Genomic DNA, 22,081 nt, shown 5'->3' with positions numbered 1-22,081 from the left:
GTAAGGCGCTTGCCCCGTACCCATTCTGGCTCTTATCCAACGATTTGCACCCAATAGTCCGGAATAACCGATAACCATCGGATCACGCCGGTGACCTGCGTCTCAACCGTCCGGGTCGCCATTGCCTATGCAACTCGTTGCATAGCAGGATGCGGGCCATGGCACTGGAGCACGCGATCCTCGTCTCACTGCTGGAGCAGCCCGGCTCCGGCTACGAGCTGGCCCGGCGCTTCGACCGCTCGATCGGGCGCTTCTGGACCGCCACCCACCAGCAGATCTACCGGGTGCTGCGGCGGATGGAGGCGGACGGCTGGGTGGCCGCGCAGGAGGTCAGCCAGGACGGACGCCCGGACAAGAAGGTCTACTCGGCGGCCGAGGCCGGACGGGCCGCGCTGGCCGGCTGGCTGCGCGAACCGGTCGAACCGGAGACCGTCCGGCACGAGCTCGCGGTCAAGATCCGGGCCGCCGCCTTCGACGACCCGGCCGCGCTGATCTCCGAGGTCGAACGGCACCGCGAGGGCCATGCCGCCCTGCTCGCCCGCTACCTGCACGGCGAGCAGCGGGACTTCCCCGACGCCACCGCGCTCGACGCGGGGCAGCAGCTGCAGCACGTGGTGCTGCGCGGCGGCATCGAGTACGAGCGGATGACCCTCGCCTGGCTCGACGACGTGCTCGCCACCCTGCGCCGCCTCTCCTCCGCCGGCTGACGGCGGACGGCGGACAGCCGACGACTGACGGATGTCAGGCGACCGCCGAACCCTGCCGCCCGCCCCTCCTCACACCCTCGACCCCCGGGAGCCCCTCGATGCTCTTCAACCCGCGCAACTACGACCCCGCACAGTTCGACGAGCCGACCCGCCGGCTGCTGCGCGCGACGGTGGACTGGTTCGAGTCCCGCGGCAAGAAGGCGCTGATCGACACCTACATCGACCGCAGCTGGTACGCCGACTTCCTGGACTTCGCCGCGAAGGAGGGCCTGTTCGCCGAGTTCCTGACCCCCGCCTCGGCCGACCCCGACAAGCGCTGGGACACCGCCCGCATCGCCGAGCTGAACGAGATCCTCGGCTTCTACGGCCTCGGCTACTGGTACACCTGGCAGGTCACCATCCTGGGCCTGGGCCCGGTCTGGCAGAGCGGGAACGAGGCGGTCCGCGCCCGCGCCGCCAAGCTGCTGACCGAGGGCCACGTGATGGCCTTCGGCCTCTCCGAGCGCACCCACGGCGCGGACATCTACTCCACCGACATGATCCTCACCCCGGACGGCGAGGGCGGCTTCACCGCGACCGGCTCCAAGTACTACATCGGCAACGGCAACGTGGCCGGCCTGGTCTCGGTGTTCGGCCGCCGCTCGGACGTCGAGGGCCCGGAGGGCTACGTCTTCTTCGCCGCCGACAGCCGCCACGACGCGTACCACCTGGTCAAGAACGTGGTGAACGCGCAGATGTACGTCAGCGAGTTCCGCCTGGAGGACTACCCGGTGCGCGCCGAGGACGTGCTGCACACCGGCCAGGCCGCCTTCGACGCCGCGCTCAACACCGTCAACGTCGGCAAGTTCAACCTCTGCACCGCCTCGATCGGCATCTGCGAGCACGCGATGTACGAGGCCGTCACGCACGCCCACAACCGGGTGCTGTACGGCAAGCGGGTCACCGACTTCCCGCACGTCAAGCGGGAGTTGACCGACGCCTACGTCCGCCTGGTGGCGATGAAGCTGTTCAGCGCGCGGGCCGTGGACTACTTCCGCACCGCCTCCCCCGAGGACCGCCGCTACCTGCTGTTCAACCCGATGACCAAGATGAAGGTCACCACCGAGGGCGAGAAGGTCATCGACCTGATGTGGGACGTCATCGCCGCCAAGGGCTTCGAGGCGGACACCTACTTCGACAAGGCCGCGAAGGACATCCGCGGCCTGCCGAAGCTGGAGGGCACCGTCCACGTCAACCTGGCGCTGATCCTCAAGTTCATGGGCAACTACCTATTCGCCCCGGCCGACTACGCCCCGGTGCCGAGCCGCCTGGACGCCGCCGACGACGACTTCCTGTTCCGGCAGGGCCCGGCCCGCGGCCTCGGCGCGATCCGCTTCCACGACTGGCGCGCCGCCTACGACCGCCACGCCGCGCTGCCCAACGTCGCCCGCTTCCGCGAGCAGGCCGACGGCTTCTGCGCGCTGCTGCTCGAGAACGCGCCGAGCAAGGAGCAGCAGGCGGACCTGGACTTCCTGCTGGAGATCGGCCAGCTGTTCGCGCTGATCGTCTACGGCCAGCTGGTGCTGGAGCAGGCCGAGTTGACCGGCCTGACCGCCTCCGAGGACGGCGGCGACGTGCTGGACCGGATCTTCGACGCGCTGGTCCGCGACTTCTCCGCGCACGCCACCGAGCTGCACGGCAAGGCCTCGGCCACCGAGGAGCAGGCCGCCTGGGCGCTGACGAACGTGCGCCGCCCGGTCGCCGACCCGGCGCGGGACGCGCGGGTGTGGGAGCGGGTCGAGGCGCTCTCCGGCGCGTACGAGATGCGGCCGTAGGGCGGAGCGGCAGGACTCCGGGGGTGCCGGTCGGCGGGCCGGCACCCCCGGTTCACTTCTCCGGCCCACCGCCCGCGTTCACCTTCCCCGTTCGCCCCTCGGTTCACCGCCCCGGTGCGCCCCTCGGTTCACCGCTCCGGTTCACCGCTCCGGGGAGGTCCGGCCGTCGCCGAGGCCCATGTCGCGGGCCCGGGCGACCGCCTCGGCGCGCGTGGCGACGTGCAGCTTCTCGAAGATGTGGGTGATGTGGTTGCGGACGGTCTTCTCCGCGACCACCAGCTCCCGGGCGATCCGCCGGTTGTCCAGCCCGCGCGCGACCAGGCCCAGCACCTCGGCCTCGCGGGCGGTGAGTTCGGGGAAGAGCTGCCCCGCCTCCCGCATCCTCGCCCCGGCCAGCAGGGCGGTGATCCGTCCGGCCACCTCGCCGCCGAACACCGCGCCGCCCGTCGCGACCGTCCGCACCGCGTGCAGCACCTCCTCCCGCCCGGCCCCCTTGACCAGGTAGCCGCGCGCGCCCGCCTGGAGGGCGGCGAGCAGGTTCCCGTCGTCGTCCGACATGGTCAGCATCAGCACCGGCGGCGGCGCCTCCCGGGTGGCGAGTTGCCGGACGGCCTCCAGTCCGGAGCCGTCGGGCAGCGAGAGGTCCATGATCACCACGTCGGGGTGGTGCCGGGCGACCGCCCCCGGAACGTCGGCGACCCGCTCGGCCTCGGCGACCACGAGGACGCCCTCGGCGCTCTCCAGTGCCGCCTTGAGCCCCTCCCGGAACAGGGGGTGGTCGTCGACGATCAGCACACGGACGGGCGGGTCTCCGGCCGGGTCCGCGGGTTCCACCGGCTGTTCTTCATCCACCCGGCCGACACTATCAGCGGCGATCGCGTGACTTTCCGTGACGTGCGCGTGAAGCCCTCCGCGTGTCGGCCCGCCGCCCGCCGCACCCGACGGCGATGGACGGGCGACGGACGGGCGGGCGGACGGATAACAGATGACAGTCGACAGCTGACAGATTTTGAACTCTGTCAGCTGTCGACTGTCATCTCGCCGCGGCCTCCCGGCCTCGCACTCTCACCCCTGCGAATCGGCCTGCCCCGAGCGCATGGGCCTGCTGTCCCACTCCGGCCCCAGGGCGGCGCCGGGGGTCCCGACGCGGCCCAGGACGGCGGTGACCGGTCCACGGCGGCCGGCCCGGAGGCCGTACCGCTCCCCCGCCCGGACGTAGACCAAGTCGCCGGAGAGCAGCGGCACTTCACCGAGCTCGCCGAGGAAGGAGGAGGCTCCGGAGAGGACCACCAGGAAGGCGTCGGCGGCCCGGTCCGCGTACGGTCCGCAGACACCGACCGGGTCGAGCCGTACGGTGCCCACCTCCACCTGCCGCCAGCTCGGGGCGGGTGCGGAGCCCGACCGCTGGGCCGGGATGACGGCCCGGGGCGGGGTGGGGCGGACGGTGAGCACGGCGGTCGGCGCGCCGCGGACGGCGGTGAGCCGGTAGGAGGTGCCGGGCCGGTGGTGCAGCGCCTCGCCCGGGGAGAGGATCCGGCCGGCCGCGAGCAGCCGACCGGAGAGCACCACCGTCACCGATTCGACGGATTCGTAAGGGAGTTGCTCGACCCGGACGCCCGGCGGCAGCGCCTCGACGGTGAGTCCGGCGCGGACGGCCGGCCGCTGCTCGGGGTCGATCAGCCGCTGGAACGCGGGCGCGGTGCGGGGGACGGCAGCGGGGACGAGTATCACGAGGGGTCTCCTCGGATCGAGAACTGGCAGGACCCGTCGGGGCCGGTCAGGGCCGGTCGCGGCGGGTGGCGCGGCGGCGGGCCGGGGCGGCCCGGGCGCCGGCGGTGTGCCGGGGGACGGCGAGGGTCAGGCAGAGCAGTTCCGCGCCGAGCGGTCCGGCTTCAAGGTGCAGCGTGCGGCCGCGGTGGGCCATCAGCAGGTCCCCCACGGAGGCCAAGTGGTCGGTCTCGTCGGAGAGTTGCCCGATGACGGCGGCTCCGCGCAGCACGTGCAGGACGGTCTCGATGTCGGGTCGGCCCGGGATCACGTGGTGCGCGCCGGGGCTCAGCCGCAGGTGGTCGAAGGTCTCGCAGGCACTGGCGAGCATCGGGCGCCGGGCGAGGGAGCGGATCCGTACCCGCTCGCCGTTCGGGCCGATGACGACCATGGCCGCGCCGGTGTCGGTGGTGACGATCACCTGGGGTCACCTTCTTCGGAGGAGGGCGGGACGGCGAGGACGGCGTGGAAGTACTCCAGTCCGGCCGTGCCAGCGGTCAGCACGGTCCGCGAGCCGAGCGGCAGCACGATCGCGGTGCCCTCGACCAGCGGCAGGCCGGCCTCGGCACGCTCCGGCTGGTCCTGGCGGTCCTGGTGGTCCGGCTGGTTCGGCTGGTTCGGGTGCACGGCGCCCTCGGGCAGTTCGGCGAGACCGGAGCCGGCGGTGACGTAGAGCGCGTGCTCGACGCCGTCGGCGGCCACCTCGGTGCGCCGGCCCGGGTCGAGCCGTTGCAGGCCGACGCCGCGCAGCGGTCCGGCGAGCAGGCGGCCGGGGTCGACGGCGCCTCGGCGGCGCAGGTCGGTGATCACGGTGCCCGACATGACGGGCGCTCCTTCCGGTCGCGGGCGGGCGCTGCGGTCCGCCTCTGTGATCCACCGTGCGCCGCCCGTTGTCCCGGCCACACGGGGGTGTCGTCCCGTCCGGCTCCCGACCCGATCCCACCCGGGATCCCGGCCCCGTCCCGGCCGGATCCCGCTCCGGTCCCGCCCCGGTCCTGCCCTGGTCGCGCCCTGGTCGCGCCCCCGGTCCGGTCGCGGCTCCCGATCCCTCGCACCGCCCTCCGCGCGCACCCCGGGAGCCCCCGTCCGCGACCGCCCCGAGCCGCCCGGAACGACGTACGGTGGAACCGGAGGCCGTGTCATGCACGTCACCGGAACCCACTTCACCCGCTTCGCCGACCGCACCGAGGCGGGCCGTCGGCTGGCCGCCCGGCTCGGCCACCTGGCCGGCCCCGACACCGTGATCGTGGCGCTGCCGAGGGGCGGCGTGCCGGTGGCCGCCGAGGTCGCCGCGGCGCTCGGCGCACCGCTGGACATCTGCGTGATCCGCAAGCTCGGCGTGCCGTACCAGCCCGAGCTGGGCATGGGGGCGATCGGCGAGGACGGCGTCCGGGTGCTGAACGAGCAGGTGATCCGGTTCTCCTCGGTCACGGACGGCCAACTGGCCGAGGTGGAACGGCGCGAGCGCACCGAGCTTGCGCGCCGGGCCCGCCGCTACCGGGGTGACCGGCCGCCCGCCGACCTGCGCGGACGGACGGTGGTCGTGGTGGACGACGGCATCGCCACCGGGTCCACCGCCCGGGCGGCCTGCCGGATCGTCCGGGAGCGCGGCGCGGCCCGGGTGGTGCTCGCGGTGCCGGTCGCGCCCGCGGACTGGGCCGAGCGTCTCGACGAGGTCGCCGACGAGCTGGTCTGCGTCGACACGCCGTCCCCGTTCTACGCGATCGGCGAGTTCTACGCCGACTTCTCGCAGACCGAGGACGAGGAGGTGCTGCGGCTGCTGGCCGAGGCCGCCCGTGGCGACCCGCCCGGGGCCTCCGCCGGGGTCGACCGGGAGCTGCCGCTACCCGGCGCCGGGGTCCGCCTCGCGGGCCGGCTGACCGTCCCGGCCGGCGCGCGCGGCGTCGTCGTCTTCGCGCACGGCAGCGGCAGCAGTCGGCACAGCCCGCGCAACCGGCACGTCGCCGAGTACCTGAACCGCACCGGGCTGGCCACGCTGCTGTTCGACCTGCTCACCGAGGCCGAGGAGCCCGACCGGCGGAACGTGTTCGACGTGGCGCTGCTGGGCGGCCGGCTGACGGCCGTCGCCCGGCGGCTGGGCCCGGCGGAGGGCGGCCCGGACGCCACCGTGCCCGAGACCCGGGGCCTGCCGCTCGGCCTGTTCGGTGCCAGCACCGGCGCCGCGGCCGCGCTGCACACCGCCGCCGAACTGGGCCCGGCGGTGCGTGCCGTGGTCTCCCGGGGCGGCCGCCCGGACCTCGCCGCGCCCGACACCCTGGCCCGGGTCCGCGCCCCGACCCTGCTCGTGGTCGGGTCGCTGGACCCCACCGTGCTCGACCTCAACCGGCGGGCCCGGGGCCGACTGCGCTGCGAGACCGGGCTCGCGGTGGTACCGCACGCGAGCCACCTGTTCGAGGAGCCGGGGACCCTGGACCGGGTCGCCGAGCTGGCCGCGGACTGGTTCCTCCGCCACCTCCCGCGCCCCGTCGGCCCCGGGAGCGCGTGACCGTCCCATTGCGCAGACTTCGTGCTTCACCCCCGGTGAGCAGCGCATTTTGCGCAGCTGACAGCGGGAATTTCTGATCAGCTTGTACACATTGAGCAGTCAAAATCCGACCTGTTGCCCAACCACCCCGACAGGAGCAAGCTCTCCGCAACCACACCGCCCACCCGTTCGGTGCGGTCGCGATCCAGCGGAAGCCTCGACGGCGAGGCCCGAAGTGGAGGAACGAGCGATGACCCCGCAGTCCCACGCCCTTGAGTTGACCCCCGAGGAGCGCGAGGCCGGTCTTGACGCCGACCAGCTGCGCCGCCTCGTCGGCCTCGTCGAGCACGACGCCGCCGCCGACCCCTTCCCGGTGACGGCCCAGGACGCGGTCGTCTTCGTGGTCGGCAACGCCACCCAGACGGCGCAGTTCTACCAGGTCGTCTTCGGCATGGAGCTGGTCGCCTACTCCGGCCCGGAGACCGGCCGCCGCGACCGCAAGGCGTACGTGCTCCGCTCCGGCTCCTGCCGCTTCGTGATCAAGGGCGGCGTCCAGCCGGACAGCCCGCTGCTGGACCACCACCGCCGCCACGGCGACGGCGTCGTCGACCTCGCTCTGGAGGTCCCGGACGTCGACAAGTGCATCGAGCACGCCCGCGCGACCGGCGCCACCCTGCTGGAGGAGCCGAACGACGTCTCGGACGAGAACGGCACCGTGCGCCGCGCGGCCATCGCCACCTACGGCGAGACCCGCCACACCCTGATCGACCGCTCCCGCTACCACGGCCCGTACCTGCCGGGTTACGTCGTCGCGGAGAGCCGGGTCACCCACCCGGAGGGCTCGCCCAAGCGTCTCTTCCAGGCCCTCGACCACGCCGTCGGCAACGTCGAGCTGGGCCGGATGGACGAGTGGGTGGCGTTCTACAACCGCGTCATGGGCTTCGTGAACATGGCCGAGTTCGTCGGCGACGACATCGCCACCGACTACTCCGCGCTGATGTCCAAGGTCGTCGCCAGCGGCAACCACCGGGTGAAGTTCCCGCTCAACGAGCCGGCCATCGCCAAGAAGAAGTCCCAGATCGACGAGTACCTGGAGTTCTACACCGGCCCCGGCTGCCAGCACATGGCGCTCGCCACCAACGACATCCTCACCACCGTGGACGTGCTGCGGGCACGCGGCGTGGAGTTCCTCTCCACCCCGGACTCCTACTACGACGACCCGGAGCTGCGCGCGCGGATCGGCAAGGTCCGGGTGCCGGTCGAGGAGCTGAAGAAGCGCGGCATCCTGGTCGACCGCGACGAGGACGGCTACCTGCTGCAGATCTTCACCAAGCCGATCGGCGACCGCCCCACCGTCTTCTACGAGTTCATCGAGCGGCACGGTTCGCTCGGCTTCGGCAAGGGCAACTTCAAGGCGCTCTTCGAGTCCATCGAGCGCGAGCAGGACCGACGCGGCAACCTGTGAGCGTCCGAGGGCTCTGACGGGCCCCAACGAGCTCTGTAGAAGCCCGGACGGACCCTGACAAGGGTCTGTCCGGGCCCTGACAGGCTCTGGCAGGCTCTGACGAACGGATCTCTGCCGAACGGTCGAGGAGGACCACGGAGATGGCGTACTACCGGCAGCTGGGAAGCATCCCGCCCAAGCGGCACACCCAGCACCGCACCCCCGAAGGCGGGCTGTACTACGAGGAGTTGATGGGCGAGGAGGGGTTCTCCTCGGACTCCTCACTGCTCTACCACCGGGGCATCCCCTCGGCGGTGGTCAACGCGGTGCCGTGGGAGCTGCCGGACCAGTCCACGGTGCCCAACCACCCCCTCCTCCCCCGCCACCTCAAGCTGCACGAGCTGTTCGCGGACCAGGACTGGAAGTCCGCGGACGTCGTCGGCAGCCGCCGGCTCGTCCTCGGCAACGGCGACGTGCGGATCTCGTACGTCGCCGCCGGGGCCCCGAGCGAGCTCTACCGCAACGGGCTCGGCGACGAGTGCGTGTACGTGGAGTCCGGCTCCGGCACGGTCGAGACGGTGTTCGGCTCGATCGAGGTCGGGCAGGGCGACTACGTGGTCATCCCCCGTGCCACCACCCACCGTTGGGTGCCGGCCGGGGACGAGCCGCTGCGCGCTTACTGCATCGAGGCGAACAGCCACATCACCCCGGTCAAGCGCTACCTGTCCAAGTACGGGCAGCTGCTGGAGCACGCGCCGTACTGCGAGCGGGACTTCCGCGGACCGGTCGGCCCGCTGGTCGTGGACGCCCCCGGGGACGTCGACGTGCTGGTCAAGCACCGCGGCCCGAACGGAGTCGCGGGCACCCGCTACACCGTGCCGCACCACCCGTTCGACGTGGTCGGCTGGGACGGCTGCCTGTACCCGTACGCGTTCAACATCAAGGACTTCGAGCCGATCACCGGCCGGATCCACCAGCCGCCGCCGGCCCACCAGGTCTTCGAGGGCAACGGCTTCGTGATCTGCAACTTCGTCCCGCGCAAGGTGGACTACCACCCGCTGGCGATCCCGGTGCCGTACTACCACGCCAACGTGGACAGCGACGAGGTCATGTTCTACTGCGGCGGCGACTACGCGGCCCGCAAGGGCTCCGGCATCGGCCAGGGCTCGATCTCGCTGCACCCGGGCGGGCACACCCACGGGCCGCAGCCGGGGGCGTACGAGCGCAGCATCGGCGCGGAGTTCTTCGACGAGCTGGCCGTCATGGTGGACACCTTCCGCCCGCTGGAGCTCGGCGAGGGCGGCCGGGCCACTGAGGACGCCAACTACGCCTGGACCTGGGCCGGTCGGGGGCCCGGGCGATGAACGCGCTGCCTTCGGGGGGTGTGATCCCCGAGCTGTTCCGCGGACTGTTCGACGACGCGGCGGTGTTCCCGCCCGGGAACCTGCCGCTCGCCGAGGCGGTGCCCGCGCACCGGGCGCACCGTGCGGCCTGGTACGCCGAGGCGGTCGGGCCCTTCCTCTGCGGGGCCGGCCGACTGGGTGAGCTGGCCGCGGCGGTCTCGGCCGGCACGGTTCCGGGCGCCGCGGGGGCGGACGACTCGGTGGTGGCGGGCGACCGGCCGCTCAAGGTCGGGCTGGTGCTGCCGGGGGGCAGCATCGAGCTCGCCCCGGCGCTCGCCGCCGCCGCACCGTTCGAGCTGGCCGGCGTCGAGCTGGCCACCCGGGACGCCGCCGAGGCGGTGGCCGCGCTGGACCGGCTGCTGCCCCCGGACGTCCCCGCCGCCGTCGAACTCCCGCGCGAACTGCTGCGCGGGGACGGGCTGGACGCCGTCCTGGACGTGCTGGTGGACAGCCCGTACCGGGCGAAGTTCCGCACCGGCGGGCTGGTCGCCGAGGCCTTCCCGGACGAGGAGGAACTGGCCGCCTTCCTCACCGGCTGCGCGCAGCGCGGACTGCCGTACAAGTGCACGGCCGGACTGCACAACGCCGTCCGGCACACCGACCCGGAGACCGGCTTCGAGCACCACGGCTTCCTGAACGTGCTGCTGGCCGCGCAGGAGACCGACCGGGCCGCCGCGGCGGCGGTGCTGGCGGAACGCGACGGCGAGGTGCTGGCCAAGGCGGCACGTGCACTGACGGATCGTCAGATCGTGGTGATCCGCAACTCGTTCACCGCGTTCGGCACCTGTAGCATCGCCGAGCCCCTGGGTGACCTGGCCGCGCTCGGCCTGCTGTCGTCGCCCAGTCCACTGCACCAGGAGGACCGTTGAGCACCACCCCCAGCAGCTGGCTCGCCAGCGCCCAGGACTCGCCGTTCGGCGTGCACAACCTGCCGTACGGCGTCTTCACCGCCGCCGACCAGCCCGGGCGGCGCCGGATCGGCGTGCGCGTCGGGGACTTCGTGCTGGACGCCGGGGCGGCCGCCCGCGCGGCCGGAGCGCCGTCGGTGCTGCTGGACGCGGACTCGCTCAACCCGCTGATGGCGGCGGGGCGCCCGGTCTGGAGCCGGGTGCGGGCGGACCTCACCACCTGGCTCACCGACGAGTCCTTCCGCGAGGCCCTGTCGCCGGCGCTGCTGCCGGCCGACGAGGTGGAGCTGCACCTGCCGTTCGAGGTCGCCGACTACGTCGACTTCTACGCCTCGGAGCACCACGCCACCAACCTGGGCCGGATCTTCCGCCCGGGCTCGGAGCCGCTCACCCCCAACTGGAAGCACCTGCCGATCGGTTACCACGGGCGGGCGGGCACGGTCGTGGTCTCCGGCACGCCGGTGGTGCGGCCGTCCGGGCAGCGCAAGGCGCCCGCCGACGCCGCGCCGACCTTCGGGCCGTCGCGCCGGCTCGACATCGAGGCCGAGGTCGGCTTCGTCGTCGGCACGCCGTCGGAGCTGGGCCGGCCGGTCGCGCTGGACGACTTCCGCGAGCACGTGTTCGGCGTCTGCCTGCTCAACGACTGGTCGGCGCGCGACATCCAGGCCTGGGAGTACGTGCCGCTCGGCCCGTTCCTCGGCAAGTCCTTCGCGACCTCCATCTCGCCGTGGATCGTGCCGCTGGACGCCCTGGACCACGCCCGGGTCACGCCGCCGGAGCGCGACGTCGAGCCGCTGGCGTACCTGGACGACCGGGGCGGCGAACCGTGGGGCCTGGACCTGGCGATGGAAGTCCGGCTGAACGGGCACCAGGTCTCCCGGCCGCCGTTCGCCACCATGTACTGGACGGCGCAGCAGCAGCTGACCCACATGACGGTCAACGGCGCCTCGCTGCGCACCGGCGACCTGTTCGCCTCGGGGACGGTCAGCGGGCCGGAGCGGGACACCCGGGGCGCGCTGATCGAGCTGACCTGGAACGGCGAGGAGCCGCTGAAGCTCCCGGACGGGACGACCCGGACGTTCCTCGAGGACGGCGACGAGGTGACCATCACCGCCACGGCGCCCGGGCCGGACGGCACCGTGATCGGGTTCGGCGAGGTCACCGGGCGCGTGCGGGGCTGAGGGCTCACGACCAACAGCTGACAGATAACAGCTGACAGATTTCATCATCTGTCAGCTGTTATCTGTCATCCCACCGCCGGCGGCTCCCGCCTACAGCCGCGAGCCGCCGGTGGCGTCGACCACGCGCCCCGTCATCCACCGCGCGTCGTCCGAGGCGATGAAGGCGACGACGTCCGCGATGTCCTCCGGCGCCCCGACCCGGCCGAGCGCGGCGACCGAGGCCGCCCAGGCCCGCGCCTCCGGATCGCCCAGGAACTCCGCATTGAGGTCGGTGTCGATGATCCCGGGCGCCACGGAGTTGACGGTGATCCCGCGCGGCCCGAGCTGCTGGGCGAGGTTGAGCGAGAAGGTGTCCAGCGCGCCCTTGGTGGCGCCGTAGGCCATGATCTCCGGCATGGCGAGCCGGGCCAGGCCGCTGGAGATGTTGATGATCCGGCCGCCGTCACGCAGTCGCTCCAGCCCGTGCTTGACGATGAAGAACGGTGCGCGGACGTTGACCGCGAAGACCTCGTCGAACTCCTCCTCGGTCAGGCCGGCGAGGTCGGAGCTGCGCCCGATCCCGGCGTTGTTCACGATGATGTCGACACCCCCGGCCGGCGCGTACTCGCCTATCCGCACGTCGAAGGCCTCCCACAGCGCGACGGCGTCGCCGTGCCGCCCGAGCGCGGCGGGCAGCGCGAAGGCCCGCCCGCCGTCCGCCCGGATGCCCGCCACCACCTCCTCCGCCGCCACCGCATCGCGGGCGTAGCCGACGGCGACGGTGGCGCCGTCCCGCCCGAGTCGGCGGGCGATGGCCCGGCCGATCCCCCTGCTGCCCCCCGTGACCAGTGCCGTCTTGCCCTGAAGCCTGTCCGCGCCCATGTCCGAGCCCCCTCCTGCCGCGTCATTTATTTCTTGAGCGATCGATCAAGAAATACGCTAGCACACACTTCTTGAGTGAGTGCTCTAAAATTCAGCGCATGACAGAGGCGCACGCGGCGACAACGGCATCCCCGGACGGGCCCACCGGCCCGCCGCGCACTCCCCGTCGCGGACGCCCGCCGGCCTTCGACCGCGCCGAGGCCCTGGCCGCGGCCACCCGACTGTTCTGGCAGCACGGCTACGAGGCCACCTCCGTCACCGACCTCACCACCGCCATGGGCATCCGCCCCGGCAGCCTGTACGCGGCCTTCGGTGACAAGCGGTCGCTGTTCGAGGAGGTGGTCCGCCAGTACGGCCACTCCCCCGCCGGCGAGTTCGCGGCCGTCGCGCTGGCGGAGGAGCCCACCGCGTACGGCGCCTTCGCCCGCATCCTGCGCGAGGCCGCCGCCGTCTACGCCGACCCGTCGCATCCGGCCGGCTGCCTGGTGATCTCCGCCGCCACCAATGTGACCCCGCAGGACGCCGTCATCCAGGACCAGCTGCGCGAGCGACGCAACGGGAACCTGCGCACCTTCGAGGAGCGGCTGCGCCGGGCACAGCAGGACGGCGAACTGCCGCCGGAGGCCGACCCGAAGGGGCTGGCCGGCTACTTCGGTGCGGTCCTCCAGGGCATGTCCCAGCAGGCCCGCGACGGCGCCACCCCCGCCGACCTGGCCCGCACCGCCGAACTCGCCCTGCGCGCCTGGCCGTAGCGCCTCCCGCGCACCGCGGAGCGCCCCTGGAGCGCCCGTCGGGAACATGATCGCCGGGCGAGTGATCACAACGGGCGCCCGCCCCGGTACGGTGGACGGCGGGAATCGGCATCGCCGACGACATCACCGAGGAACGGGAGCGGGCCCGATGAACGCAGAGGTGGCGGAGGTCCAGGCGTTCCTGGACGGCGGCGTCGGACGGCTCGTGCTGAACCGCCCCCGGGCGCTCAACTCGCTGACCCACGGCATGGTCACCGCCCTGCGCGCCACCCTGGACGACTGGGCCGCGGACGACCGGATACGCGCCGTCGTGCTGACCGGCGCGGGCGAGCGCGGCCTGTGCGCGGGCGGCGACATCCGCGCGATGCACGACGACGCCAAGGCGGGCGGGGCCGGCACCCGGGCGTTCTTCCGCGACGAGTACCGGCTGAACGCGCTGATCGCCCGCTACCCGAAGCCGTACGTCGCGGTCATGGACGGCATCACCATGGGCGGCGGCGTCGGCGTGTCCGCCCACGGCGCGGTGCGGATCGTCACCGAGCGGTCCACCGTCGCGATGCCCGAGACCCGGATCGGGATCGCCCCGGACGTCGGCGGCAGTCGGCTGCTCGCCCACGCCCCGGGCGAGTTGGGCACCCACCTCGGGCTCAGCGCGGCCTCGATGGGCCCGGGCGACGCCCTGCTGTGCGGGTTCGCGGACCACTTCGTGCCCTCGCGGCGCATCCCGGACCTGCTCGACGCCCTGGGCCGGAGCACCGCCACGGCGCCCGACACCACCACCGCCGGCACCACCGCCGTCGCCTCCGCCGTCGCGGCCGTCGTCGCCGCGCACGCCGAGCCCGCGCCGCCCGCCGCACTGGCCGCCCAGCGCCCCTGGATCGACGCCTGCTACGCGGCCGACACGGTCGAGGAGATCGTCGACCGGCTGCTGAACTCCGGTGTCCCGGAGGCGAAGGAGGCCGCCGAGGCCGTCCTGGCGAACTCCCCCACCGCCGTGAAGACCACCCTGGCCGCGCTGCGCCGCGCCCGTGCGCTCCCCTCGCTGGAGGCCGTGCTCGACCAGGAGTACCGGATCTCCTGCGCCGCGCTGGAGGGCCACGACATGGTCGAGGGCGTCCGCGCGCAGGTGATCGACAAGGACCGCAACCCCCGCTGGAAGCCCGGCACCCTCGCCGAGGTGACGGAGGCGGACGTCGCCCGCTTCCTCGCCCCGCGCGAGGGCGACGAACTGGGCCTGGCCTGAGCCCCACCCCTTCCCCACTTTCACGGCACACCTGGAGCCCGCCATGAACCACCCGGTCCCGCCGCCGACTCCGGCCGGGGGCACCGACCCGCTGTCCCGGGTGCCGCTGGGCGAGCAGGTGCGCGGGCTGCTGCTGGAGGGCCTGCTGAACGGCCGCTGGCAGCCCGGGGACCGGATCGTCGAGCGGCGCCTGGCCGCCGAGTTGAACGTCAGCCAGGCGCCGGTCCGCGAGGCGCTGCGCGCGCTCCAGACCCTCGGGCTGCTCGACGCCGAGCCCAACCGGGGCGTGCGGGTGCGCGAGATCGGACCGGCCGAGCTGCGCGAGGTCTACCAGGTGCGGGCCGCGCTGGAGCGGCTGGCCGCCGAGTCGGCGGTGGTCCGGCTGGCCGGGGACACCACCGCGCTGGAGCGGCACGCCGAACGGATGGCGGCGGCCGCGGCGGCGGGCGACGCCCTCGGCCAGGCCCGGCACGGGGTGGCCTTCCATCGCGAGATCGTCGCCGCCTCCGGCAACGGGACGCTGCTGCGGGCCTGGGAGGGCCTCGGGGTCGAGGTGTGGACGGTGCTGTCGCTGCACCGGGTCCGGCCGGAGCTGCACGAGAACGCCGCCGACCACCGGCCGCTGATCGAGGCCTTCCGGCGGCAGGACCCGGCGGTCGGCCGGCTGCTGGCCGAGCACGTCCTGGAGTACGCCCGGCACTCCGACTGAGCCGCTCGGGCCGGGGTTGCCCTTCCGCATAAAGTTCGCATAGAGATGATCGATCATCGCTCAAACTACCCGCCAGTAGCGGTTGACGGGCCACCCGATCACTCTCTACCGTCCAAATAGTTCCATGGAGAGAAATGCTATTCCGCATCCTGGAATAAGCACCCTGAAGCGCACCGGTAAAGGGGAACCACCCGTGTCCCAGCTCGACCAGCTTCCCGACCACGACCCCGAGGAGATCGCGGAGTGGCGCGCGTCCCTCGACGCCGCCCGCGACTTCGGCGGACCGAACCGCGCCGCCCACCTGCTGCGCCGCCTCGTCGAGCACGCCGAGCTGCAGCGGCTCGACGTCCCTCCGCTGCTGGACACCCCGTACGTCAACACCATCCCCACCGCCGCCGAACCGGAGTTCCCCGGCGACGAGGAGATGGAGCGCCGGATCACCGCCTGGAACCGCTGGAACGCCGCCGCCATGGTGACCAGGGGCAACCACCGCGGCGGCCTGGGCGGGCACATGGCCACCTACGCCTCCGCCGCCTGGCTGTACGAGGTCGGCTTCCAGCACTTCTTCCGCGGCAAGGAGGCCGACGGCTCCGGCGACCAGCTGTACGTGCAGGGCCACGCCGCCCCCGGCGTCTACGCCCGCGCGTTCCTGGAGGGCCGGGTCTCCGAGGCCCAGCTGGACCGCTTCCGCCAGGAGGCCGGCGGCGACGGCCTGCCCTCCTACCCGCACCCGCGCCGGCTGCCCTGGTTCTGGGAGTTCCCGACCGTCTCGATGGGCCTCGGGCCGCTCTCCGCGATCCACCAGGCCCGGTTCAACCGCTACCTGACCGCGCGCGGGATCAAGGACACCTCCGGCTCGCACGTGTGGGCCTTCCTCGGCGACGGCGAGATGGACGAGCCCGAGTCCACCGCCGCGCTCGCGTTGGCCGCCCGGGAGGGCCTGGACAACCTCACGTTCGTCGTCAACTGCAACCTGCAGCGCCTGGACGGGCCGGTGCGCGGCAACGGCAAGATCGTGCAGGAGCTGGAGCGCCGCTTCCGCGCGGCCGGGTGGAACGTGGTCAAGTCGTTGTGGGGCGAGGCCTGGGACGAGCTGCTGGCCCGCGATACCACGGGCGCACTGGTCCGCCGGCTCGGCGAGGTGCCGGACGGGCAGTTCCAGACCTACGCCGCCTCGGACGCCGGGTACGTCCGCGAGCACCTCTTCCACAGCTCGCCCGAACTGCGGGCGCTCGCCGACACCGTGGACGACCGGCGGCTGATCGAGACGGTCGCCACCTCCCGGGGCGGCCACGAGCCGCGCAAGGTGTACGCGGCCTACCGTGCGGCGCTGGAACACCGGGGCGCGCCCACCGTGGTGCTGGTGCAGACCGTCAAGGGCTGGACGCTCGGCCCCGGCTTCGAGTCCCGCAACGCCAACCACCAGATGAAGAAGCTCTCCGGAGCCGAGTTCCGGGCCATGCGCGACCTGCTCGAACTCCCCATTCCGGACGCCGCGTTGAACGACCCGCTGCCCCCGTACGCGCACCCCGGCCCGGACTCGCCGGAGGCCCGCTACCTGCGCGAGCGCCGCGCCGCACTGGGCGGGCCGGCGCCCGCCCGCAGGGTGCGCTTCACCCCGCTGCCCACCCCGCCCGCGAAGCCCTTCGAGACGCTGTTCAAGGGCTCCGGCAGCCAGGAGATCGCCACCACCATGGCCTTCGTCCGGCTGGTCAAGGACCTGTTGCGGGACAAGGCGACCGGCCACCGCTGGGTGCCGATCGTCCCGGACGAGGCGCGCACCTTCGGCATGGAGTCGCTCTTCCCGACCGCCGGGATCTACTCCCCGCTCGGGCAGTCCTACGACCCGGTCGACCGCGACCAGCTGCTCCACTACAAGGAGTCGGCGACCGGCCAGATCCTCAACGAGGGCATCACCGAAGCCGGTTCGATGGCCTCGCTGACCGCCGCCGCGACCTCGTACGCGACCCACGGCGAGCCGGTCGTCCCGTTCTACATCTTCTACTCGATGTTCGGCTGGCAGCGCACCGCCGACCAGATGTGGGCGATGGCCGACCAGTTGGGCCGCGGCTTCCTGATCGGCGCCACCGCCGGCCGCACCACCATGACCGGCGAGGGCCTCCAACACGCCGACGGGCACTCCCAGTTGATCGCCTCCACCAACCCGGCCGCGCTCTCCTACGACCCGGCGTTCGGCTACGAGGTGGCCGTGATCGTCCGCGAGGGCCTGCGCCGGATGTACGGCGGCAGCGAGCAACACCCCCACGGCGAGGACGTGTTCTACTACCTCACCGTCTACAACGAGCCGCTGGTGCAGCCCGCGCTCCCGGACGGCGAGGAGGTCGTGGACGGCATCCTGCGCGGCCTCTACCGCTACCGCACAGCGGACGCCGCCGCGTCGTCCGCCACCCCGGCCGTCGACCTGCCCGCCGACCCGCCGCGGCTCCAACTGCTCGCCTCCGGCACCGCCGTGCAGTGGGCCCTGACGGCGCAGCGGCTGCTCGGCGAGGAGTGGGGCGTGGCGGCCGACGTCTGGTCCGCACCCTCCTGGACGGAGCTGCGCCGCGAGGCGCTGGACTGCGACGCGGCCAACCTGGCGCAGGCCGCGGCCGGTACCGGCGCGGCGGCCCGCGTCCCGTACGTGACCAGGGCGCTGGCCGGGGCACCCGGGCCGGTGCTGGCGGTCAGCGACTGGATGCGCGCGGTGCCGGACCAGATCCGCCCGTGGGTGGAGCAGGACTGGACCTCGCTGGGCACCGACGGCTTCGGCCTCTCGGACAGCCGGGCGGCGGCGCGGCGGCACTTCGGGGTGGACGCCGAGTCGGTGACGGTCGCGGCGCTGGCCGCGCTGGCCCGCCGCGGCGAGGTGAAGGCGGAGACCGTACGGCAGGCGGCGGAGCGCTACGGCGTCCGTTTCTGACCGGCCCGGCGTCCGTCCGGCCGGCACTCCGTCCCGGCGCCGCCTCCGTCCCGTCGCCCGTGCCGCCGCCTCCGTCCCCTGGTGACCGGCGTCTCGCATACCAAGACTGGCGCGAGGCGGGGCGCGTCGTAGATCGTTGGGTGGTCAGGGCGCGCCCACGGGCGCCGAGCAGCGGAAATGGGAGTCGACGGCGATGACCGAGACCGAGACCTACGAGACGATCCTGGTCGAGCGCAAGGGCCGGGTGGGGCTGATCACGCTCAACCGGCCCAAGGCGCTCAACGCGCTGAACACCCAGCTGATGAACGAGGTGGTCGCCGCCGCGACCGCCTTCGACCGGGACCCGGAGATCGGCTGTCTGGTGATCACCGGCTCGGAGAAGGCCTTCGCGGCCGGCGCCGACATCAAGGAGATGCAGGGCAACCGGTTCCCGGACGTCTACCTGGACGACTGGCTGGGCCCGTGGGACCGGCTCGGCGCCCTGCGCAAGCCGGTGATCGCGGCCGTGGCCGGGTTCGCGCTGGGCGGCGGCTGCGAGCTGGCCATGCTGTGCGACGTCCTGCTGGCGGCGGACACCGCGAAGTTCGGGCAGCCGGAGATCAAGCTCGGCGTCATCCCGGGCATCGGCGGCTCGCAGCGGCTGACCCGGGCGGTCGGCAAGGCGAAGGCCATGGAGCTGTGCCTGACCGGTCGGATGATGGGCGCCGAGGAGGCCGAGCGGGCCGGACTGGTCTCCCGGATCGTCCCCGCCGACCAGCTGCTGTCCGAGGCGCTGGCCACCGCCGAGACGATCGCGGCGATGTCCGCCCCGGCCGCGATCATGATGAAGGAGAGCGTCAACCGCGCCTTCGAGACGACGCTCGCCGAGGGCGTCCGCTTCGAGCGCCGGCTCTTCCACGCGGCCTTCGCCACGGCGGACCAGAAGGAGGGCATGACGGCCTTCGCCGAGAAGCGCCCGCCGGAGTTCCAGAACCGCTGACGGCCGAGGACGGCTGACAACTGACGGCCGACGGATAACAGCTGACAGATTTCAGATTTCAGATGTTGAAATCTGAAATCTGTCAGCTGAACCCCGTCCGAGGACAGCCCCGCTCAGCCCTGCTCCTCCACCGCCACCGTGTTCAGCCGGGCGAGCCCGCTGCGGGTGGCGGCGACCACGATCTGGTCGCCCGGGGCGAGCCGCCGGGTGCGGTCGGGGAAGTTCCACTGCAGCTGCCCGCCGTGGGCGAAGCGCACCGCGATCACCCGGACGCCGCCCGGGTCCTCCAGGTCGTGCCGGTTCAGCCCGATCAGCCCGCTGCCGTCCTCCACCGTCAGCTCGGCGATCAGCAGCACGTGCCGGAGCACCGACAGCGTCCCGCGCACCTCGCGCCCCATCAGCGCCGCCGCGAAGGCGGGCGCGGCCAGGTAGGACACCGACCGGGAGGCCGCGTTGTCCAGCGTCTTGTAGAAGTGACTCGCGAAGTCGTCCTCGAACAGCCGCACCACCACCCGGACCTCGGGATTGCCGTGGCGCGCTTCCAGGGCCGCCTCCAGGTTGGTGGCGTCGTCCCCGCTGACCGCGACCAGCGCCCTGCTGTGCTTCAGCCGGGCCCGGCGCAGCTGCTGTTCGAACGGGCCGTCGCCCATCACCACCGGGATCCCCAGTGCCCGTACGGCGGCGATGCCGCGCGCCTGCGGGTCCCGCTCCATGCAGACCACCGGCACGCCCATGGTGTGCAGCTGGGTCGCGACCCGGGTGCCGACGTTGCCGAGGCCGACGACGATCACGTGGTCCCGGGTGCCCGCCCCGGGGTTGCGCGGCTGCCCGCGCCGCCCGGAGCCCAGCACCTCGACCGCGATCGCGGTGGCGACCGGCGCGAAGGTGATCCCGCAGATGGTGATCACCACCTGCGCGACCCGCTGCCAGAACCCGCCGGTGCCCGCCCCCGTCCCGGCGGCGACGTCGGAGAGCTGGTCCGGCTGGGCGGCGCCGGCCAGGTCGAGCAGCGCGATGTAGACGGTCCAGCCGAAGTTCCGGTTGAGGTACCAGAGCACGCCGAAGGCCAGCAGCACCGCCGCGAGGGCGGTGAGCAGCACCAGGCGCATCCGGGCGCTGGTGAAGAAGCGCATGGTGTCGAGCAGCCGCCAGCGCAGCCGTCTCATCCAGTCGATCGGTTCCCGGGGCTCGATCCGCAGCACCTGGAGCGCCGCCCGGCCGCCCGGCTCCCCCTCCCGGGCGGGGCCGGGCGACGGCACCGGACCGGCCGCCGGCATCGGCCCGGCCGAAGGCTCCGGTTCGGCCGAAGGCTCCCGGTCGGCCGCCAGCGTTGGTTCGGCCGCTGGCGCCGGTTCGGGCCGTACGCCACCGGGGCGGATCGGCCCCTGGTCGCCGAACTCGGCGGCGAGCCGGACGAATTCGGCCGAGTCGCCCTGCTGCTCGGGCAGCAGCCGGATCCTTCCGAGGTCCTGCCGGTCGATCTGGTCGGCGACCACGCAGATCCGGTCGGAGGTGATGTCGTCGTCGAACGCGATGTGCAGGTAACGCCCCTCGATCTCCACCGAGTTGGGCCGCCCGAGCGCCGCGGAGGCGAAGGCCGGGGCGGCGGTGGCGGAGCCGGAGAGCGCGGCACCGTTCCTGAGCAGCCGTTCGATGTTCTCGCCGAGCCGCTGGTTGAACATCCGGAACACGATGCGGATGTCCGGGTTGTGGTTCTGCGCGCTGAGCGCGGCGTGGATGTTCTCCTGGTCGCTCCCCTCGACCAGGGCGAGACCGCGCGCGGTGCCGATGGACACCGCGCGCAGCGCCTCCTCGGTGACGCTGGTGTACTCCACGACCGCCGCCACGCCGGAGAGTTGCTCGATCTGCGGCGCGTGGTCGCGGGTCCGGTCGGCGACCAGGACGACGACCGGCACCTCGTAGTGCTCGACGAGTTCCAGGACCAGTCGGTGTGCCAGCGCGTTGCCCCCGCAGACGATGTAGTGCTGGCTGATCGGCTCGACCGGAGGGGTCCCCCACCCTTCAGAAGTCATACCGACGGATGGTATCGACGGCAAGTGTCCGGAGGGTGACGTTCCGGCGACCGCGGCGAATCCCCCGAACGGCCGTATCCGACGCGCGGTCCGACCGTGGCGCGGAGAGGCTGGGGTTCGTTCCCTGCCCGTCAGCCGGCCGCCCCGGCGTCAGCCCCGAGGAGTACGCCACCGTGGCCCCTCCGATCATCACCCCCGACGGCACCCCGGTCCAGGGTCCGCTCGGACTGCTCGCCAAGGCCGCCTGGCAGGTCCTGCTGGTCGCCGGACTCGCCTCGCTCGCCCTCGGGATCGTGGTCTTCGCCTGGCCCCGGGAGACGCTCCTGGTGGTGGGCGTGCTGTTCGGCCTCTACCTGCTGGTGATCGGCATCGTGCAGCTGATCGCCGCGTTCGGCACCCACTCCACCACCGCGCTGCGGGTGCTGGCCTTCATCAGCGGCGCGATCTGCGTGCTGCTGGGACTGCTCTGCTTCCGCAGTGCGGTGCAGTCGCTGCTGCTGCTCGCGCTCTGGATCGGGATCGGCTGGCTGTTCCGCGGCATCACCCAGCTCGCCGCCGCGATCTCCGACCCGATGATGCCCGCCCGGGGCTGGCAGGCCTTCGCGGGCGTGGCCAACACCCTGGCCGGTGTGCTGCTGATGGTGTGGCCGGTCGGGTCGATCACCGCGCTGGCCGTACTGTCCGGGTGCTGGCTGGTGATCCTGGGCCTGGTCGAGATCGTGACGGCGCTCCAGGTCCGCAGCCGGGCCAAGCAGATCCCGTCCGGGGTCTGACAACAGCCGTCCGGTACACCGAGGCCGCGTCCCGCCGGGGCGCGGCCTCAGCGCTGGGCGGAACGGCTCACGGACGCGGAGCGGCTCACGGGCACGGAACGG

General features: G+C 72.9%; 19 protein-coding genes. 13 read left to right on the top strand and 6 right to left on the bottom strand.

Annotated elements, in window-relative coordinates:
- The first annotated feature begins 158 nt into the window (after positions 1-158).
- Both ACFCY1_RS03535 and ACFCY1_RS03530 read left to right on the top strand, forming a co-directional pair.
- Entirely contained in the window at positions 159-707 is a 549-nt protein-coding gene (locus tag ACFCY1_RS03535) for a PadR family transcriptional regulator (RefSeq protein ID WP_074004213.1), read from the top strand.
- Positions 708-805: 98 nt separating this feature from the next.
- Complete coding sequence (locus ACFCY1_RS03530; protein WP_375873350.1) at positions 806-2,521, top strand: acyl-CoA dehydrogenase family protein; 1,716 nt, start codon at positions 806-808, stop codon at positions 2,519-2,521.
- 141 nt (positions 2,522-2,662) lie between these two features.
- Here the strand turns inward: ACFCY1_RS03530 and ACFCY1_RS03525 are convergent, their stop codons facing one another.
- The 4 genes from ACFCY1_RS03525 to ACFCY1_RS03510 form a co-directional block, all read right to left on the bottom strand.
- Complete coding sequence (locus ACFCY1_RS03525; RefSeq protein ID WP_234348413.1) at positions 2,663-3,373, bottom strand: response regulator transcription factor; 711 nt, start codon at positions 3,371-3,373, stop codon at positions 2,663-2,665.
- A 213-nt stretch (positions 3,374-3,586) separates the two neighbouring features.
- On the bottom strand, positions 3,587-4,252 hold the full coding sequence (locus ACFCY1_RS03520) for a hypothetical protein (RefSeq protein WP_375873349.1): 666 nt from the start codon (positions 4,250-4,252) through the stop codon (positions 3,587-3,589).
- 46 nt (positions 4,253-4,298) lie between these two features.
- Complete coding sequence (locus tag ACFCY1_RS03515) at positions 4,299-4,709, bottom strand: hypothetical protein (RefSeq protein WP_375873348.1); 411 nt, start codon at positions 4,707-4,709, stop codon at positions 4,299-4,301.
- Positions 4,706-5,110, bottom strand: coding sequence for a hypothetical protein (locus ACFCY1_RS03510; protein WP_375873347.1), 405 nt, complete (start codon positions 5,108-5,110; stop codon positions 4,706-4,708). The genes ACFCY1_RS03515 and ACFCY1_RS03510 overlap by 4 nt, the downstream gene beginning before the upstream one ends.
- 319 nt (positions 5,111-5,429) lie before the next feature.
- Here ACFCY1_RS03510 and ACFCY1_RS03505 point away from each other — a divergent pair, with 319 nt between their 5' ends.
- The 5 genes from ACFCY1_RS03505 to fahA all read left to right on the top strand — a co-directional run bounded on the left by ACFCY1_RS03505 (position 5,430) and on the right by fahA (position 11,709).
- On the top strand, positions 5,430-6,794 hold the full coding sequence (locus ACFCY1_RS03505; RefSeq protein ID WP_375873346.1) for a phosphoribosyltransferase family protein: 1,365 nt from the start codon (positions 5,430-5,432) through the stop codon (positions 6,792-6,794).
- Positions 6,795-7,023: 229 nt separating this feature from the next.
- Positions 7,024-8,238, top strand: coding sequence for a 4-hydroxyphenylpyruvate dioxygenase (hppD, locus tag ACFCY1_RS03500; RefSeq protein ID WP_375873345.1), 1,215 nt, complete (start codon positions 7,024-7,026; stop codon positions 8,236-8,238).
- A gap of 140 nt (positions 8,239-8,378) precedes the next feature.
- Positions 8,379-9,581 (top strand): homogentisate 1,2-dioxygenase, encoded by a 1,203-nt coding sequence (locus tag ACFCY1_RS03495; RefSeq protein ID WP_375873344.1) that lies wholly within the window; start codon positions 8,379-8,381, stop codon positions 9,579-9,581.
- Positions 9,578-10,489, top strand: a complete 912-nt coding sequence (locus tag ACFCY1_RS03490) for a hypothetical protein (RefSeq protein WP_375873343.1) — start codon at positions 9,578-9,580, stop codon at positions 10,487-10,489. The genes ACFCY1_RS03495 and ACFCY1_RS03490 overlap by 4 nt, the downstream gene beginning before the upstream one ends.
- Positions 10,486-11,709: a fumarylacetoacetase gene (fahA, locus tag ACFCY1_RS03485; RefSeq protein ID WP_375873342.1), complete on the top strand. Its 1,224-nt coding sequence runs from the start codon at positions 10,486-10,488 to the stop codon at positions 11,707-11,709. Before ACFCY1_RS03490 ends, fahA begins: the two co-directional genes overlap by 4 nt.
- Positions 11,710-11,799: 90 nt before the next feature.
- Here fahA and ACFCY1_RS03480 read toward each other — a convergent pair whose 3' ends face one another.
- Positions 11,800-12,570: an SDR family oxidoreductase gene (locus ACFCY1_RS03480; protein WP_375873341.1), complete on the bottom strand. Its 771-nt coding sequence runs from the start codon at positions 12,568-12,570 to the stop codon at positions 11,800-11,802.
- A gap of 98 nt (positions 12,571-12,668) precedes the next feature.
- Here ACFCY1_RS03480 and ACFCY1_RS03475 point away from each other — a divergent pair, with 98 nt between their 5' ends.
- The 5 genes from ACFCY1_RS03475 to ACFCY1_RS03455 all read left to right on the top strand — a co-directional run bounded on the left by ACFCY1_RS03475 (position 12,669) and on the right by ACFCY1_RS03455 (position 19,173).
- Complete coding sequence (locus tag ACFCY1_RS03475) at positions 12,669-13,322, top strand: TetR/AcrR family transcriptional regulator (protein WP_049659275.1); 654 nt, start codon at positions 12,669-12,671, stop codon at positions 13,320-13,322.
- Positions 13,323-13,470: 148 nt separating this feature from the next.
- Complete coding sequence (locus ACFCY1_RS03470; RefSeq protein WP_375873340.1) at positions 13,471-14,565, top strand: enoyl-CoA hydratase/isomerase family protein; 1,095 nt, start codon at positions 13,471-13,473, stop codon at positions 14,563-14,565.
- 43 nt (positions 14,566-14,608) lie between these two features.
- Positions 14,609-15,274: a GntR family transcriptional regulator gene (locus ACFCY1_RS03465; protein ID WP_049652728.1), complete on the top strand. Its 666-nt coding sequence runs from the start codon at positions 14,609-14,611 to the stop codon at positions 15,272-15,274.
- Positions 15,275-15,467: 193 nt separating this feature from the next.
- The gene (gene aceE, locus ACFCY1_RS03460; protein ID WP_375873339.1) at positions 15,468-18,194 is read left to right on the top strand and encodes a pyruvate dehydrogenase (acetyl-transferring), homodimeric type; all 2,727 of its coding nucleotides are present in this window, start codon (positions 15,468-15,470) and stop codon (positions 18,192-18,194) included.
- A 193-nt stretch (positions 18,195-18,387) separates the two neighbouring features.
- Positions 18,388-19,173 (top strand): enoyl-CoA hydratase, encoded by a 786-nt coding sequence (locus tag ACFCY1_RS03455; protein WP_074004199.1) that lies wholly within the window; start codon positions 18,388-18,390, stop codon positions 19,171-19,173.
- Between the two features lie 113 nt (positions 19,174-19,286).
- Here the strand turns inward: ACFCY1_RS03455 and ACFCY1_RS03450 are convergent, their stop codons facing one another.
- Positions 19,287-21,206, bottom strand: coding sequence for an NAD-binding protein (locus ACFCY1_RS03450; RefSeq protein ID WP_375873338.1), 1,920 nt, complete (start codon positions 21,204-21,206; stop codon positions 19,287-19,289).
- A 173-nt stretch (positions 21,207-21,379) separates the two neighbouring features.
- On the opposite strand from ACFCY1_RS03450, the gene ACFCY1_RS03445 reads away from it, so the two are divergent.
- Entirely contained in the window at positions 21,380-21,979 is a 600-nt protein-coding gene (locus ACFCY1_RS03445; RefSeq protein WP_049652737.1) for an HdeD family acid-resistance protein, read from the top strand.
- Positions 21,980-22,081: the final 102 nt, after the last annotated feature.

The organism is Kitasatospora sp. NPDC056273 (genome assembly GCF_042268845.1).
GTDB lineage: Bacteria > Actinomycetota > Actinomycetes > Streptomycetales > Streptomycetaceae > Kitasatospora.
Note: the sequence above shows the minus strand (reverse complement) of the source record. Positions and strands in the feature narration are given on the sequence as shown.

Bases quoted from the DNA above. Each gene is read 5' to 3' on its own strand.
- ACFCY1_RS03535 (WP_074004213.1), top strand. From the start codon at position 159: ATGGCACTGGAGCACGCGATCCTCGTCTCACTGCTGGAGCAGCCCGGC.
- ACFCY1_RS03530 (WP_375873350.1), top strand. From the start codon at position 806: ATGCTCTTCAACCCGCGCAACTACGACCCCGCACAGTTCGACGAGCCG.
- ACFCY1_RS03510 (WP_375873347.1), bottom strand. From the start codon at position 5,110: ATGTCGGGCACCGTGATCACCGACCTGCGCCGCCGAGGCGCCGTCGAC.
- ACFCY1_RS03505 (WP_375873346.1), top strand. From the start codon at position 5,430: ATGCACGTCACCGGAACCCACTTCACCCGCTTCGCCGACCGCACCGAG.
- hppD (WP_375873345.1), top strand. From the start codon at position 7,024: ATGACCCCGCAGTCCCACGCCCTTGAGTTGACCCCCGAGGAGCGCGAG.
- ACFCY1_RS03495 (WP_375873344.1), top strand. From the start codon at position 8,379: ATGGCGTACTACCGGCAGCTGGGAAGCATCCCGCCCAAGCGGCACACC.
- ACFCY1_RS03490 (WP_375873343.1), top strand. From the start codon at position 9,578: ATGAACGCGCTGCCTTCGGGGGGTGTGATCCCCGAGCTGTTCCGCGGA.
- ACFCY1_RS03480 (WP_375873341.1), bottom strand. From the start codon at position 12,570: ATGGGCGCGGACAGGCTTCAGGGCAAGACGGCACTGGTCACGGGGGGC.
- ACFCY1_RS03475 (WP_049659275.1), top strand. From the start codon at position 12,669: ATGACAGAGGCGCACGCGGCGACAACGGCATCCCCGGACGGGCCCACC.
- ACFCY1_RS03470 (WP_375873340.1), top strand. From the start codon at position 13,471: ATGAACGCAGAGGTGGCGGAGGTCCAGGCGTTCCTGGACGGCGGCGTC.
- ACFCY1_RS03465 (WP_049652728.1), top strand. From the start codon at position 14,609: ATGAACCACCCGGTCCCGCCGCCGACTCCGGCCGGGGGCACCGACCCG.
- ACFCY1_RS03455 (WP_074004199.1), top strand. From the start codon at position 18,388: ATGACCGAGACCGAGACCTACGAGACGATCCTGGTCGAGCGCAAGGGC.
- ACFCY1_RS03450 (WP_375873338.1), bottom strand. From the start codon at position 21,206: ATGACTTCTGAAGGGTGGGGGACCCCTCCGGTCGAGCCGATCAGCCAG.